Source organism: Microbulbifer sp. YPW1, from assembly GCF_013367775.1.
GTDB lineage: Bacteria > Pseudomonadota > Gammaproteobacteria > Pseudomonadales > Cellvibrionaceae > Microbulbifer.
This window is the reverse complement of sequence record NZ_CP055157.1, coordinates 3,568,958-3,584,727: the sequence shown is the minus strand read 5'-3', so window position 1 is coordinate 3,584,727 and position 15,770 is coordinate 3,568,958. Positions and strand designations below refer to the sequence as shown.

11 protein-coding genes and 2 tRNA genes are annotated in these 15,770 nt (G+C 48.4%); all 13 read right to left on the bottom strand.

Features of this window, described 5'->3' with window-relative positions; translation table 11 throughout:
• Window positions 1–70 precede the first annotated feature (70 nt).
• The 13 genes from HUW35_RS14575 to HUW35_RS14515 all read right to left on the bottom strand — a co-directional run bounded on the left by HUW35_RS14575 (window position 71) and on the right by HUW35_RS14515 (window position 15,724).
• Complete coding sequence (locus HUW35_RS14575) at window positions 71–1,105, bottom strand: hypothetical protein (RefSeq protein WP_181252975.1); 1,035 nt, start codon at window positions 1,103–1,105, stop codon at window positions 71–73.
• Window positions 1,102–3,165: an exostosin family protein gene (locus tag HUW35_RS14570; protein WP_181252974.1), complete on the bottom strand. Its 2,064-nt coding sequence runs from the start codon at window positions 3,163–3,165 to the stop codon at window positions 1,102–1,104. Before HUW35_RS14570 ends, HUW35_RS14575 begins: the two co-directional genes overlap by 4 nt.
• Before the next feature lie 81 nt (window positions 3,166–3,246).
• On the bottom strand, window positions 3,247–4,752 hold the full coding sequence (locus tag HUW35_RS14565; protein ID WP_181252973.1) for a hypothetical protein: 1,506 nt from the start codon (window positions 4,750–4,752) through the stop codon (window positions 3,247–3,249).
• Window positions 4,753–4,788: 36 nt separating this feature from the next.
• Complete coding sequence (locus tag HUW35_RS14560) at window positions 4,789–6,057, bottom strand: hypothetical protein (RefSeq protein WP_181252972.1); 1,269 nt, start codon at window positions 6,055–6,057, stop codon at window positions 4,789–4,791.
• A 19-nt stretch (window positions 6,058–6,076) separates the two neighbouring features.
• The gene (locus tag HUW35_RS14555; RefSeq protein ID WP_181252971.1) at window positions 6,077–7,987 is read right to left on the bottom strand and encodes a hypothetical protein; all 1,911 of its coding nucleotides are present in this window, start codon (window positions 7,985–7,987) and stop codon (window positions 6,077–6,079) included.
• A gap of 10 nt (window positions 7,988–7,997) precedes the next feature.
• Window positions 7,998–10,637, bottom strand: coding sequence for a glycosyltransferase family 4 protein (locus tag HUW35_RS14550; RefSeq protein WP_181252970.1), 2,640 nt, complete (start codon window positions 10,635–10,637; stop codon window positions 7,998–8,000).
• A gap of 104 nt (window positions 10,638–10,741) precedes the next feature.
• The gene (locus HUW35_RS14545; protein WP_181252969.1) at window positions 10,742–12,151 is read right to left on the bottom strand and encodes a mannose-1-phosphate guanylyltransferase/mannose-6-phosphate isomerase; all 1,410 of its coding nucleotides are present in this window, start codon (window positions 12,149–12,151) and stop codon (window positions 10,742–10,744) included.
• A 21-nt stretch (window positions 12,152–12,172) separates the two neighbouring features.
• The gene (locus HUW35_RS14540) at window positions 12,173–13,045 is read right to left on the bottom strand and encodes an NAD(+) kinase (RefSeq protein WP_181252968.1); all 873 of its coding nucleotides are present in this window, start codon (window positions 13,043–13,045) and stop codon (window positions 12,173–12,175) included.
• A gap of 248 nt (window positions 13,046–13,293) precedes the next feature.
• Window positions 13,294–14,241: a 1-aminocyclopropane-1-carboxylate deaminase/D-cysteine desulfhydrase gene (locus HUW35_RS14535; RefSeq protein ID WP_181252967.1), complete on the bottom strand. Its 948-nt coding sequence runs from the start codon at window positions 14,239–14,241 to the stop codon at window positions 13,294–13,296.
• A gap of 14 nt (window positions 14,242–14,255) precedes the next feature.
• A complete protein-coding gene (locus HUW35_RS14530; RefSeq protein WP_181252966.1) occupies window positions 14,256–15,029 on the bottom strand; it encodes an RES family NAD+ phosphorylase in 774 nt (257 codons plus the stop codon).
• 5 nt (window positions 15,030–15,034) lie between these two features.
• A complete protein-coding gene (locus HUW35_RS14525; protein WP_181252965.1) occupies window positions 15,035–15,397 on the bottom strand; it encodes an MbcA/ParS/Xre antitoxin family protein in 363 nt (120 codons plus the stop codon).
• Window positions 15,398–15,545: 148 nt separating this feature from the next.
• Window positions 15,546–15,622, bottom strand: a tRNA-Asp gene (locus tag HUW35_RS14520).
• A gap of 26 nt (window positions 15,623–15,648) precedes the next feature.
• Window positions 15,649–15,724 (bottom strand) — tRNA-Val (locus HUW35_RS14515).
• Window positions 15,725–15,770: the final 46 nt, after the last annotated feature.

The window sequence follows — 15,770 nt, the reverse complement described above, 5'->3', positions numbered from 1 at the left end:
CAAGCAAGAAAGCCCGTAAATTCGCAGCATGCAGAATGAATGCTACTATCAGCTTATCTCGAAATTTTATTCATCGATTACACACATCTTGTAACTTTATATCTTTAACACTTCCCCCATGAACCACAACTTCAAAGAAGGGAAGTACTCGATCATTAAAGCTTGATGATGGATCTTTTAGAGGCTGACGAAGATCAACGCTCTCGAACGGATCCACTTTTTCAGCCTCTAATAGAAAAGTGACCTCAGTGCGAAGACCTGGCTGAATCACAGGTAGGCTGAGCAACATATTGCGCTCGTAATAGCACCAAGGGTCGGCAAAGTTTAAAGATTGCTTATGCACCAAACCACCCGCATCAGTATGAACCTTAAATGACAAGCATGGTATCCTTGGACCAATTCTAGCAAAAAGAAATACCTCAACCGCGCCGCCACTTCGTGTTTCCAGGTCCGTAATCACTTTTATTTCAAGTGAAGACTTAATTGACACCTCACCATCAACCGAGTAGATGGCAGGCGGCGCACCAACCTCATCATGTGATTTATAAGTGTCCCGCGCCAAAGAATATAGATCAGCTATTCTAATTTCAGAATAATATTGGATAAGCTTGAAAAAATACTCTGAATATTTTACTGCACCTTGCTCTGTTGTATGAACAACGTCTCTAAGGAGATCAGCTAACTCAGCTTGAACTATGCCTGTCTCCTTTAATAGTTCATGGCATGGAATGTTATGTTCTAACGCATAATTCCTAAGTTGATCGCAGCAAGTACGCCTACAACTATAATCATCCATTCGAGGTAGAAGCACCCAAACTGGAAGGCACCCTCTATCAAGTAACAGCTTACTTATAAAATGAATTTTTTCGGGACAAAATTCACTACTGCTAGGTGTTACCCAATCCAGAAAACAAATGTCGGGCTTGAGCTCGAGAACTTTATCGATCATTGCAAACCCAGCCCAATCTAAATGGCTCGCACCATACGCGACTCGATCGATAGTGACTACCAATGAACTTTTGGCCAATCGCTCTTGTAACACCTGGTAATATCCAGAGTTAAATCTTTGCGCCGTTACACTCGCGCCATAAAATACGACCTTCATGAGTTGAACCCAAAGCAAGTTTTTCGCTCAAACTTCTTATACAGGGTTGACAATTTCACTTGCGCACTACCTATGTACTCATCTGAAAACTCGGACAAAGCCACAAAAAGGCTTTCGACATCCTTCTCCGTCCACACAATACAATTCTTGAGCAGCTCTACTCCATCAGGAGACTCATTCAAAATAGAAAGATCATCCGAAAACAATACTGGTATCGCCCCAATAGCTATCGACTCCCAAAAGCGTAAAGTATTTGGACCGGCACCCTCAGGGCAAAGCGAAAACTTTGAGTCCGATATAACGCGATTATAGCTAGCAGTTTTATCTGCTTCTGCCAACTTATCTTTTGGGTCAACAGTTTTACTTAAAACTTGTTCGTCATAAACGGCTTTATTGAAATGCCATTCTGTACCGAGATCGACCAACACATCCGCACGATCACACTTTCTAGCTGCTTCTAACAGTTTTATACGGATGTCTGATCGGTAATGGGGCATATTTGCGCCAATAAATGAAGCAAGCAAATTCTTCCGCTCAGGCGTCCGAAACTCCAAGCCTCTAGATCGCTCCTGAACCACATAATTAACGGCTATTAAAGGCCAGCCATGGAGATTAAAACTGTAGCCTTCTTCTCGTTGTACGGCTAAGCTCTTTGAATCTTTATGAGAAAGATGAATGTCGGTTATGCCCAAGGTTCTAGCCACCTCCAGGATTCGCACCCAGTGAATGTGCTGACAAACCGTATGAACCCGAAGGGTCACATCGGCGGCTTTAGACAGCTTACGATACTGTTCGACGATTTTTGAGAGCCGATCGATATGGTTCTTCGGAAATGACTTTTTATCGATATACGTAGCCCAAGGCAAACCGACATATAGATTTACTTCTCTATTTCTCCAGTCTACATCAATAGATTCAGACAAAGCTAAATGATTGGATAGAGCTTGCTGCTCGGTTGAGCAAGGGTATTGCCAGAAATTAATGTCTTCCTTATTCAACGGGCGCTCGCGGATCTTGTGCAAGTGAGTGGTTAGAACGGCAGGAATTAGACCCTGAACAAGCAATTCAGGGGAGAGATCAGAGGCAGAAAGACCGCCATCCAGTTCAAGGACGACATGTCGGCACAGCTCATATCGATTCACAAAATAGAATGCACTATCGTATAGATAGACCCGGAACGCAATCTCGTTACTATAAATACACTTTCCAAACTTCTGAGCTGCTAACACCTCTGTCGCAGTCGGAGTACGGAAGTTAAGCCCCTCAGCCTCCGCAGGCGTTGACACATTCAGCACATCATCACCACCACTAGACTGAGAATCACTCACGGCCCACTCTTCCAGCCTTCGGTTTAACCGCACGGAGCCAATCTGAGCGCTCCGCAAAGTCCAAACATCAAGCTCCAATTGCCCATCAGAACATATTTCAGCCCCTGGATGAACGTAACAAACACCACCAATAATTCGTGAGTCCAACTGCTTATCATAACCCCGCAGCTGTGTTTCATGAACATGAATACTCTTTATAAACTGACAAGGGTTGATGACGCGCCAGCCTTGAATTGCAAAGATATATGCGATTTTATTGTCACAACGAGGCACACCCATTGGAAAATTCAGAGAGTGAAGCAGCTCTCGAGAATATTCCTCACCACACCGCACTGCCCACACATCTTGGGACCAATGAGGGTTTTTGTGGAGGCTGATCTCATTACCGAGAAGCTCCCACCTGCTCAAAGCCACGAAGCTCCTTTCGACACCTAGAACGTCCGACAAACCAACGATACTTGAGTCAAAGTAGATATCAGAATTGCAAAGGACCGAAACACCCTCCAGCTTCATTGACGCTGTCAGCTGTAACCACTTTGAATAAGTCGGCCGCTGATCCAGATAAACAACTTCGACCTTTGAGTTCGACGAGGAAAAAGAAGTCTTATCATCAATTAGAACGAACAATTTATCGATGGCACTATTACTTATATTCTTTTCAAGGCACAAATCGATCTCTTGCTGTCGGGCCGCATTACCACAAGTGTAATAAGGAAAAAATACATTAATCACAGTTAAAACCATGCCCCCAAACTAGATACTTTTCTTATTTTATTAAATACATTGACGGCGAATGCGATTCACTCACCGAACTTATGAATTGACTCGACAAAAATACGCACCCTTTTCACACTGAAACTCTTCTTCTATGTAGCGTATATCGTTATTAGACAAATAGTTCTTCCACATTGAAACAACCTGCTTTTCCTGTTTCCTTGCATAGTCATCCAAGACAATGTCCAGATTATGGCCACCTAAATATTCCAAAAGTAACGGTAAAGCGGGAAACCTCGCATTAGGTCCCGTTGCCCCTGGCGGACCATCAACGAGCACCAGGATACTCAAGCGCCTCTCACGATACCGCTTCGACAGTTCATCTAAGCTTTCCCTACAAGAATAGTAGCTATAGCTTTCACCTCCTATTTCTTGTAGCTCAAGTGGCGCATAAACAAGGTCGACAAACTGCTCTAAACCTTCACTCTTAAGTCCAGAAAGTGTCTTTGAATAATAAGTTTCATGATGCTCAAACGTCACGATGTTATTTTTGAAATTACGGCATCTGTCTTGAGTTCGCTCAGAAAACCGGCTTAAAATCCGAGCGAACAACACCGTAGACGTTCCGCTCCCGAACTCAATAATTAAGTCGTACTTATTTTCTTCAATTTTTCCGATAAGATTTACTGCAATATCACTGCTAATGGGCCATCCGTGATATGAGAGCGGAAGGCAATCATCAGCAAAGTAATTCTGAACCGCAACATACGCCTCTACTTGCTTGACGGCATTTTCAATTCCAGAACGCACTTCCTTAGTTAAAATATCGTACTGATTGACCAGCTTAGCGACATCGGAATTTCTAACGTCCAACTCATGTTTTAACACACCCAACTGCTCGTTGAGCAGCCTATTTTTTTGCTGTAACAGCTCATTTTGAGAGGTCAATGAACGTAGTACAACGGCGCTTTCATCCCGTGAGTACAAGTTCATTCCAGATACAGCGCCATCAAATCGGGACTCACGCTTGTAAAAGGATCTCTGCGTAAGAAATAAATCCAACGCATCTCTTTCTTGGGGAGAAAAGACCTCAATAAAGCTTGGTACGGCAATAAGTGAGAACTTGAGGAGATCGATTTCTTTCAACCTTCTTAGAGCTTCAAGACCCAACCCTTCCACATTAACAATTAATACATTAGCCTTCTCGTCAAAGAGAGGAATCTCCTGAATCAGGTCTTTTAGGGATATCGCCTCTCTCGATTGGGCTTCTAAGGCTTCAAGATTGGGAAATAGACTGGATACAATAGTAGGATTTCTTATAGAGTCGAAGCGAGAGCAGTTAGTACGGTAGAATTTATGAAGCCCAGTAGTCGCTGCCACCACCTTATTCAGAACATGCAAATTATCAACCATCTCAAAGCGGTTTTTGAGGCGATCACAAGTCACTTCACTAGCATCTACCAAATAGATGTTTTCGAAGCCCATTTCTCTGATACATCCACCCTGAACACCTTCATCAACGCCAACACAAACAAGACTGCCAGCAGGTACGCATGAACAAAGGATCTTCTCTTTTATACACTCAAGAACTTCAACGGAAAGCATGCTGGTATACCCTTTCTCTACCTACTTCAAGGAGAATCATATCGTAGAGCCTTTGGAAACATTTTGGAGCCACGACCAGAACCCTCGATATATATTCTTTCTATACATATTGTTCCCTAAGGACCGAACGGGTCCACCAGGACGCCATTTGTTAACGCACCCTAAGAAAGTAGCCTTACTTCCTCGGCAATCTAATACTTTACCACCCAATCGCGCTGCTTCCCGGCTAATCCAAGACCCATCTATGCAACAAATTGCGAGCCCATACGAAGCCACTATCCAGAGGAAGCCGGAACTCTTATCCCTATAAGTCTCTGGGCAGTAGTTAAAGACGAACATGGAAGCAACACTAAGTCGCTCATGAAGCTCCGACTCGTTTAAGAATCGATATTCCAACTCAACGTTCCAGTGCAAGGCAGCAATTGCAGTCAACTTCTCTGCAACCTTCTCCAGCTCCGAATCCGGCCAGGGTATTGAAAACTGAATGTAGAACTGCCGGTCATCAGCAACATTTTCTAATAGCCATGTCAGCAACTTCGGTAAGTCAAGGAATCCCTTGTCACGCTTAGCGTCTCCCATATAAAGGATAACGGTTCCCGGAGAAGAATCCGTCGACTTTCTTTCGCTAACTGCATTCAGCTTTTCCAGGTTCTCCCAGTCAGCAAGATAACATGGGTGCAATCGCAAGCTCTGCGGGAGGTTAAGCAATCTCGCATACTTCTCTGCTTGCTCAAAATCACTTGCGTAAAGCTGAACGTTAGAAAATTGTTGGAGCGCCCCAAAGCCAATGCGGAAGTTTAAACTAGTCAAACAATCTAGGGTTCGACCATCGAAACTTAACCCTGGATTAAACATCGCACAAACCAATTGAAGGGCGGCACCTTCGTCGCCCTTAGTAAGGTCTAGCGCTAACGATAGCGAGAATGCATGCTCCCAACTCAAACTAGGATGAAAAAAAACTAACTCCTGGCCTGGGAACCTTTTCGTTGTCTGCTTAATCGCTAAGGCATACTCCCTTGCAGCTTGGCGAATATAGGATTGGACATCACTAACACGCTTGGACTCACCAAAACCCTGGTAAAAATTAAGCCGATACTCAGGCCTTACGTTACTGCCACAAGCTTCTAACTGTGCCTTGAGAGTTCCGTCAATCGCATCGTTACAAACAAATTCTAAATCAAATGGAGCACCAGACCTCTTATGAGACTTCGCCGCCATCAGAGCAAACCCAGCATGATGCCCTCCAGCGGCAATCAACGCAGGATCTAATATAACTAGCTTGGAGAGATTTGGTGACCGCGTCATTTGAATACTCGTGAAGGGTCTAACGACGCATCCGGGATATCGCGCGTCTTACTAGACCACGCTCATGCGTATTGAAAATTATAGGCTTACCTTTCAGGCCCACGACCTTATCACGCCAAAATTCCCAGCCCCTGCTAGAGTTAAGCCCACTATCCGCCAAAGTCTCAATAAAGGAAGGGGAAAACCGAATAACTTCAGACAACATTACAAGATCTGAATGTGTTATTTCGTCTGACAAATTAACTGTTGCGCGCTTTGCTGAAAGTTGTACTTCTACCAAAAGTTTGTGGCCATATTCATCGCTCTCAGAGGGGGGCCACGCCTCAAAAGGAGCAGTGCTATCTGACAGCTCCCGGAACTCAAATATAAGTTTCCCGCTACTGTCTTCTGGTACGGCAGCGAGCTTAAAGCCGTATCGAGAGAATTTTTTCTTGCCAAATTGAAGGTTGTGAAGAACAAACCACAAGTGATTATAGCTATCCGAATCCATTTCCTCTTTAAGATCCACCGCATCCAGCGTAAGAAAGCTATTGATCTCTTCTGCCTGTTGCGCAAGATTGATTGCTGCGCCACGCCACCTTCTCAATTCTTCCGGGGGCAAACCCTCTGCGCCCTGGACAAATCCCATGGCAAAGTGATCCCGGATCACATTAGCGACCGAGAAAAGCAACTCACGATCAACTGTAGAAAGTGAGGCTAGCATTTTTTGCTGCAGAACCTGATCCTCACCTTCTGCAGAAGGCAGCAAGAGGATGTATTGTCCGTACTGGTCTTTCATCTGTTCAGGCCAGCTGGAAATAGCTTCTGCTTCTCCTGCTCCCTCACTGTTGCTACGAAATTCCAGAGCAGGGCTACCTGCCTTTAACACCAGCTTGCAACGTAACCCCTTTAAGCACCTACCATCCGCTAAGGAAATATCAGAGATTATTAAATGGATGTCTTGGTATCCATTTTCCGCGTAAGCCCCAACAATCGAAATCTTTGCTGCCCTTGCAAAATCCACTGACCGCTGTCGGATCTCTGGTGATTGCGTAGAGACTATAGCAGTTCCTTCTTCTCGCTTCTCTCTCAAATCCTCGTAACGGAAATAATACTCCTCTAACTCTTCCTGCAACTGATGAAGCTGAAGGATCGAGAGCTCAAACTCTTCCTCGATATGCCTGTTCTTCTCCTGAAGCTCTTTGACTGTACCATCAAGCGCCCTGCTATTCTCCAGAGTGTCATTTACCTGCGTAGAACTCTCACTTTCCTGTTCCTTGAATAGAGATACCGCTGCTTTTTCTGCAAGATAGCGCAGCCTAGAAAAATGATCCCGGCTGTATTCTAGATCAGCTCCCGGGAGAGTGGCTGCCAACTGCAAGCAATCGTAAAGCTCCTGGTAGATATCAAATCGCTCGACCAGATGTGGAGCCAAAAGCTCCAGCTCGGGGGCAAAATCCTCACTGTTCACCGCCGAAATATCAATATCAGCTCCCAACAAATCGCAACAAATGCGACCAAATTCAGCTGGCTGCTCAAGTGCCGAAGCAGTCCTGACTAAAGCGCTAATTTCACGATTACTCTGGAAAAATTGCAGTACAGCTCGGTTAGCAGAAGCCCAATTATCTAAAGCTGATATTGCTATGGACAAATTTCCTTCAGACACTTTGTATGCGTTAGCAAAAACAGTCTCAGGGGCATGAAAAAGTAGCAAAAAGCGATGTGCTACGTTCGCAGCTTTAAGATCATCAAGCCGGCTATAACTGACCCCGTCAACCCAGCCGAGTTGACTACCTGGCTCGGCCTCAGCCCCCTTCCATGTAATCACACCAGAAAATTGGCGTGAGAACTGCTTTAACGCGCTTAGCTCACTTGCACCGAGGGCATTGTCGCCCCCATGTTTTTTTGAGATCGAAAAGTCGTGCCCGGTAACTATTAAGATATTGCTCATGTCTTCGAACCTAAGATACTAAATTTGTTTCTTTACCTGAATGAAGGACATTATTTTTCAGAGCACTACTTACCCGAGAAAGGCCAAGAACCGCCCTCCAGTTTCCCAGATAGTCATTCAATGTATAGTGGCCGGCAAGCCTGAGTATTGCGGGCATCATGTCCACCCACTCAGTCTTGCTATTCAGCAGCGATTGAATTTGATCAATCATTTCCTGCGGGCTGGATGATGCGCGAATCATGCTCTCTTCAAGCTCTTCGACAGTAAAAGCTCGCAGTGCGTGCGCGCTCGCCACAAAAGGACATCCACGTGCCAGAACCTCATTGGTCTTAATGGGAATACCCTCCCCCGCAATGTCTGGCAGCACCGTCAACCGGGTGAACTCATGTAGGTTTGCGAGATCTTCTACATACCCAATACTGAATACTCTCGCTGCAAGATCAGGTTCCACGTTTAAATAATTACTTATTGTCCCAACTAGTCCGAGTGATATTCCTTTTGGTAGTCGCGCGAAAACCTGTTTAAGGAAGTAGCTTACCGACTCGATATTGGCAGGGTGTCCATCAGCAACAATCAGCAAATCGAACTTTTCCGGCAGACCATCTAGTTTCTCGAACTGAGATTCTGTCGCTAACAAAGCCCGCAAACTTGAGTAGCTCTTTTTCAAGGGGCGGGCAATAATTGGCGGCGGAATAAAGTACGCCTTTTCACCGACCGCCTGCTCAATAATCTTATGTTCCGTACGATTCAGATTTACAACAGCATCATAGGTATTGAGTAGCTGTAGCTCGTAGTCCAGCTCGGCATCGTAGCGCTCCCGTAACGCCGGACGACGCATCAGTAGCTGATTGATCTGAATATCATGGGTTTCACACACAAATTTTTTCGCCGGAATAAATTTACGGGCGAAATCATTGTTAAAAATATGGTTGACGAGCGCCAACTCGACGTTATTGCTCTGTAAAAAACTGGTCATGGGCGCATCTAGATCGCACCATGTGCTGTGTATATTTTCACGCTTGAAAAATGCAGGAATACGCTTGCGTAACAACTTATAAAAGTACGCAGCAATACGCGGCAACGTAATGTTTTTGAAAAGCACTCGCACAGCCATTCCGCCAGAAAACTCACGGCCTGCCCGCATGACTTGATAGCAGGCATCCACCTGAGATTGGCGCAGCTGCCACGGCTCTGTCTTCACATAAATTTCAATGACGAAATATCCATGCTCAACCAGGCAGTCCATCTGAGTGTCTAGCACTACGGAAGTGCCACAACGAGTCCAGGCCGGCTTGACCTGCACTGCTATGGGCTTGTCAAAGCCCTCTATCCAGCCTGTTTCATCCTGCAATAGTGAAGCGATTGCCGGCGGACGTTCGGCCTTGAAGGCAGTACCTGCAAGGGCAAGGCCTACGGCAATCCGAATGGCTTCAGCGATGCCTTCGCCGCCTTTGCCGTACAAGCAGCGCTCATCCGCCAGCAAACTAGCATCGGCGATTTCATTGTGACAGACCACCGGGATATTCAACAGGCGTGCCTCGTGCACAATTCCGGAAATGCGGTGGCGGTACTCCTCCCCATATGGAATCAAGATAAGGTGGAAGCTACTCAAAAACTCCAACCAGGCATAGGCGCCGTCGACACTGGAATAGCCGGTATAGGTACAGTTACTTTGTGAAGGTAGCCTGACACGAGCCATAACGGATTCGTGCATACAAAATTCAATTTTGTTGTCCCCCGCAGTCGCACTCGGGATTAACTGCTCCAGGCTTTCGAAATTCTTGTCGCCACGGTACACACCGGGAATAAGGACTTTTATCTTGTCTGATTCCGCAATATTCCTTTGAGGTAGCCCGTCCTCAAGCGGGAAATTGATCTCGCTGACGACCTGCGGATAGTAACCACACCACTCAAGGCAATAGTCGCTCAATGGCTTGTTAGTGGAGATAATCTTTGCACGCTTAAACGGTAAGGACTCCAGTACACGCTTTTCCAACTTGGCTGGAGAAAAGCGCGCGTACATGGTGTTATAGATCGTCCAGTCTTCGTGGACGATAAACAATGCATCGCATCCATAGTTCTTGTTGGCTTGAACTTTAAGCTCAAGTAGCGATTCGAAGGTAGGCCAGAGCATTGTCTGCATTACCAACAAGTCGCCTTCACACAAATCCACCTCTTGAAACGCAGCCTTCAGCTGTATTGCAGCCAAATCCGTGTGCGCAGACGTGCCGCGACCGAAGGTGAGTAAATATAGCTGGTGGAAAAGCGCGGGGAAGAACCACAAAAAATTTCCGACGGCGACGAAAATTTTTATCAGCGTGCCAAGTGGAGACTTCTTATCCCAAATAGCATTGTCTTGCTGTAGTCGCGTAAATACGTGATCTTTAAAGCGAGAAAGTTTTTCAAAAAAACTCGGGCGGTAGCCGTCTTTGAACGCACTGTTATTGTACTGGTCAAATGACAGGCAAGGATGTACATCGATGCTGTCATCACCTTCACCATGAAACTGCTGATGCGAGAGTACAACGGCCGGCAGGCCCAGTTCTTCTGCAATTCCTTTGGCGTAGCGGTAGTTGTGCCCCTTACAGTCTTTTAGCTGGGGGTCAACAATAACAACCCTACCGTACTTCTCTTTAACGCCTTGCTTCATTCTGACAACTCAGGTTCGTTTTTAACTGCGAACAGTCTTTGGTTAGTTGAGTAGAAAAGTGGCGTACCCCAAAAATTGAATACGCCTTATTTCGATTTCAAAAACTACTGTTTTCGACCGTAAATATCGTCAAAACGAACGATATCGTCTTCGCCGAGATAACTGCCGCTTTGGACCTCGATAATCTCAAGGGGAAGCAGGCCCGGGTTGGTAAGGCGGTGTTTCACGCCAATCGGGATATAAACGCTCTCATTCTCCGAGAGCATAATCTCCTCTTCATCACGCTGGACAATGGCGGTGCCGGAAACCACCACCCAATGCTCTGCGCGATGGTGATGCATTTGCAGTGACAAACTGGCTCCAGGGTTCACGGTGATGCGTTTCACCTGAAAGCGCTCGCCATTGCCAATGGAATCGTACTTCCCCCAGGGGCGGGCGACCTCGCGGTGAATTTCGTGTTCATCGCGGCCAGCCGTCTTGATTTTGCTGACGATCGCTTTTACTTCCTGGGCACGGTCTTTAGGTGCCACCAAGGTGGCGTTCTTAGTGTCAACAATAACTAGGTCTTCGACACCGACCGCTGCCACCAGGTGATCTTCACCGAATACCAGTGAGTTCTTGCACCCTTCCATAATCACGTCACCGAGTGCGACGTTGCCTTGCTCGTCCTTTTCCAACGCTTCCCAGAGCGAAGACCAGGAGCCCACATCAGACCAACCGCAGGCCAGAGGCACCACGAAGCCACGAGCAGTTTTTTCCATTACGGCGTAGTCGATACTGTCTTCTGGAATAGCGTTGACGTCGTCCAGGTTCAGCTTGATGAAATCGCTTTCTACCCTCGCATTTTCCATGGCTTTGGCAGAAGACTGGTGAATTTCCGGCGCATGCACCGCCAGTTCATTAAGCAGGTTTTTCGCAGAGAACAGGAACATGCCTGCGTTCCAGTAGTACTCGCCACTTTCGATATATTGTCCCGCGGTTTCTTTATTCGGCTTTTCAACGAATTGGGCGATCGGACGAATATCCGCGGTGTCACCCTCCGCCTTCTGGATATAGCCGTATCCGGTTTCCGGGGCTGTCGGTACGATACCGAATGTCACCAGCCCGCCATTAGTCGATGCTTGCAGGCCAATATCTACCGCTTGGTGAAATTGCTCTACGTCGTCCAGCAGGTGGTCCGCCGGCAGCACCAGCAAGTTCGTTGATTCGCACTCTTTTGCTGCTGCCACTGCCGCAAATGCGATTGCCGGCGCGGTATTGCGGCCCGCAGGTTCGGTAATCATGGTGAATGACTCGAAACCAATTTCTTGAGCCTGCTGCGCAACCATAAAACGGTGGTCTTCATTGCAGACGATAATCGGCCGTTCAAACCCTCTGACACGCTCTAGCGTTTGCTGCAACATGGTCTGCTCCCCCGTAAGGCTGAGCAATTGTTTGGGCAGCATCTTGCGGGACTTTGGCCACAAACGGGTTCCGGAGCCGCCACAAAGAATAACGGGGGTAATACTCGTCATTAGTATTCCTACCTCTTGGAATTAGTTATTTTGCCAGTTCAGCTTGGAGCGGCAGGTTTCGTAAAAATTGTGATCGATCGGGTGAATCAGCGTGAGCCTGTGTGGCTTCTTATGTATTCGAATGACATCCCCGGGCTCGGTCACCACCTGGTCATGACCATCACAGGTCACATACGAATGGGCTGTATTTTGCTCACCGATAATGATTTTGAACTCACTGCTGCCTTCAACGACGATCGGCCGACTACTGAGCGTGTGCGGATTGAGGGGCACAACAACGATCGCATCGAGCTTAGGGTGCATGATGGGCCCACCGCCGGAGAGCGCATAAGCTGTAGACCCGGTGGGTGTTGAAACGATCAGGCCATCGGACCGCTGGGTGTAAACAAACTGGCCGTCGATATAAAGGTCAAACTCAATCATGCGGATATATTCACCAGGGTGAATAACCACATCATTAAGTGATGAGCCTTTGCCGATTGGTTTACCATCCCGGGTAACAGACATATCAAGTAGAAAGCGGCTTTCAGCCATGTACTTGCCGGAAAGCACCTCACCTACTTTCTGTTCAATCTCGTCAGGGGTGATGTCGGTAAGGAAGCCGAGACGGCCACGGTTGATGCCCAGAAGGGGAACACTAAACTTTGCGAGGGCGCGGGCTGCAGCTAGCAGGCTGCCATCGCCGCCCACTACGATCACCAGGTCGCAGAGCTCACCCAGCTTGTCTTTGCTGGAAACACGTGCCTTGTGATCTGCGACATCATTGGCTGTATTTTTTTCGAGCACGACGGAGTAGCCCTCACGCTCCAGAAACGCCATCAGGCGCCTCAGCGAAAGGACTGCACTATCACTTTCTGTTCGACCGATCAGGCCGATGTTCTGAAATTCCGACACCACTCCCCCAAGGTGCCCGAATCTGGGCCAGTGTAGTTATCGTTGCTACGTGTTTTTACCGGCAGGATTGTTTACTTTTTAACCCACCAAGGGCCCGCAAGTGATCCTTAATCAGACACGAACGCGCAAATTGACAGGTGATTATGCCTGAGTGAAAAGTGTGAGTCGAACCACCGATGGTGCCACTTGTGACTGAATGCCCACCAGCCAAAATGGTTAAAAATCGAACAAAATACAATCTTTTTAGATTATTTATTAATCAATCCCCGACACCCCTGAAGCCCCCCGGTATGCATCAGCAATATGCTCGCCTGGCGCGTTTTCCATTTTTTTTGCTGGTAGTGAGTGCAGTGCCTCATGAGGGCATAAAACACCTTTGCGGTGTAGACGTGATCAAGGGGTAAATCCGCTTGGTGCTCAATTTTACTTTTGAAGGCTCTTAGCTGGTCACTCATTTTCCCGTAGCCCCGGTGATGCCCATCGGCGATCAGCTTAACTCTCGCAGATGCTGCGCTCTCCAGACTCCATGCTTTGGCCGCCGCCAGAATGCTTTTCTCGGCTTTGAGCACAGCGACGCCAACCGGCTCGATGATGGATGGAAGGCCGGATGCCAGTGCACCCAGTGTTAGTCCAGTACCACAAGACACCCAGCATTGGTCAAACGCTACCGGGCTGGTCTCTCCGACTAACCGCCCCAGAAGCTGAACGCCTTTTGCGCCCAGGTAATTGGCTCCGCCCTCTGGCACGAACCAACTACCCGGCCCGTTCAGGCCGAGATCTGCGGGAAAGTCAGGCTCATGCCGCTTGCGGTAATCCGCACGGGTAACGAACTTTAATTCCATCCCGAACCGCTCCGTATCCTGAAGCATTGCACTCAGTACTGGTGGCCGCTCTCCGCGGATGATACCAATTGTCTTGAATCCGAAGCGTTGCCCGGCCGCGGCAGTGGCATGGATATGATTTGACCAGGCGCCACCACAGGTGACGATGGTGTCTTTACCCTGCTCCCTGGCTGCTAGGAGGTTGTAGATCAGTTTGTAAGCTTTGTTACCGGAGATCAGCGGATCGATCAGGTCATCCCGGCGGACCCAGAGGTCGATGCCCGGGAACAGGTCAGAGTCAATCTGCTGATAAGGCACATTGCGGGCTGCCTCGGTAAACGCCTCAAGGCTGAGCTCGGTGAGGTAACGGATCATTGTTCTTTGGGGACTCAGGCGGGCTGTGGCAGTTCACCGGATTTGAGAAAGGCTTGTTTTTCAAAGCTTTTCGAGCGGACGCTGTTGCCGGACTTCACCAGGAAGGACACGCCTTCGGCGGTGGATTCTGCGGTCACTTCGGCCTCGATGGTGGGGGGGCGCCGCAGAAGGGCCTGCGGAGTAAACAGCGCCACGTTGATGCCTTCGCTATTTTCTGGTGGCAGCTGCACAATTCCTGCACATAGTGCGCGGGCGGATGGTGCCTCTATTCCGTGTATACCGCAGTCGCGCATCTGCGCTCCGAGATGCTGGCAGAACTGGTATTCCGTGGTGTGCGTTAGCGCCGGCCAGTGAGGCTGCCATTCTTGTGCCTGTAACCGGACGCCGGGGTCTGCACAGTACTTGGCAGAAAAGACCTGGTGGTAACTGGTCACAGGCGCACTTGGGGCGGGCTCCATGTCATTCAGGAATAGCAGCCGATAGTAGGCCGCTTCTGCAAGTACGGTATCGACTGTCTTGCTACCATAGAAAATGCCGCTCTCCGCGGTACCGCCAAAACGGGATCCCCAGGGTAGCGGCGGATAGCGAAACGGAGTGGCAAGCAGATAATGCAGGTGTTCGCTGCCCGGCAGTCGAGCGGGCTTACTCTGTTCCAGCAGGTTTTCCAGCACCTCTTGCTTTTGCAGACTGCCCACCAGGCTTCTGGTGGCAACCTCTTCCTGGGATTCGATGATGCGATACAAGCGGCCAATTAGACGGGTAGAGGTTTGACGAATCTTATGGCGCAAGTCACTCACACCTTGCCTCGCATGGCATCCAGATAAGTCACGACCCGCACCAGCCCATCAATACGGCAGGCGAGCTCTTTGGGTATACCATTCAAGGCACGATTGGCGGTAGCAAACCAGGTTCTGGCCCCCTCCTCTCCTCCCATCAGTACGAAGGCAGAGCGATAGGCGCGCACCAGTAACAGAGCCAATTGCCCTTCGGCGCTTTGGGGCGCCAGCCCGCTGCGGCGACGCAGGGTACGGTCATCCAGATGGATGATTTCGCTGAGCTCCTTCTTTTTAAGGCCCAAGTGGGTGGCGGTATTTAGAGTGGCCTCCAAAAGAACCTGATCTTCGGTGGCTTGAGGGGTGTGGGCTGGATTGGCCATTTTGCCTCCGGGGAAAATTTATCGGGGACATATGACCTAAATATATTTTAGTTTCGGACAGATGGCAACCTGGCTGGCGGGTTAGAGCCGGACGGAATGCCATATACGCAAAAGGCCCTGTTCTTTCGAACAGGGCCTTTTGCGTATATGGCGGACCGGACGGGACTCGAACCCGCGACCTCCGGCGTGACAGGCCGGCATTCTAACCAACTGAACTACCGGTCCGCGGTAGTGCACTTCCGCAGTGGAAGTGGTGGGTGGTACAGGGGTCGAACCTGTGACCTACGCCTTGTAAGGGCGCCGCTCTACCAACTGAGCTAACCACCCAATTCGGTAACTTCCTGAGAAGATTTCCGTTATGTTCTGGGGTTCC

Coding starts and splice junctions, on each gene's coding strand:
- HUW35_RS14575 (WP_181252975.1), bottom strand. CDS start 1,105: ATGAAGGTCGTATTTTATGGCGCGAGTGTAACGGCGCAAAGATTTAAC.
- HUW35_RS14565 (WP_181252973.1), bottom strand. CDS start 4,752: ATGCTTTCCGTTGAAGTTCTTGAGTGTATAAAAGAGAAGATCCTTTGT.
- HUW35_RS14560 (WP_181252972.1), bottom strand. CDS start 6,057: ATGACGCGGTCACCAAATCTCTCCAAGCTAGTTATATTAGATCCTGCG.
- HUW35_RS14555 (WP_181252971.1), bottom strand. CDS start 7,987: ATGAGCAATATCTTAATAGTTACCGGGCACGACTTTTCGATCTCAAAA.
- HUW35_RS14550 (WP_181252970.1), bottom strand. CDS start 10,637: ATGAAGCAAGGCGTTAAAGAGAAGTACGGTAGGGTTGTTATTGTTGAC.
- HUW35_RS14545 (WP_181252969.1), bottom strand. CDS start 12,151: ATGACGAGTATTACCCCCGTTATTCTTTGTGGCGGCTCCGGAACCCGT.
- HUW35_RS14535 (WP_181252967.1), bottom strand. CDS start 14,241: ATGATCCGTTACCTCACCGAGCTCAGCCTTGAGGCGTTTACCGAGGCA.
- HUW35_RS14525 (WP_181252965.1), bottom strand. CDS start 15,397: ATGGCCAATCCAGCCCACACCCCTCAAGCCACCGAAGATCAGGTTCTT.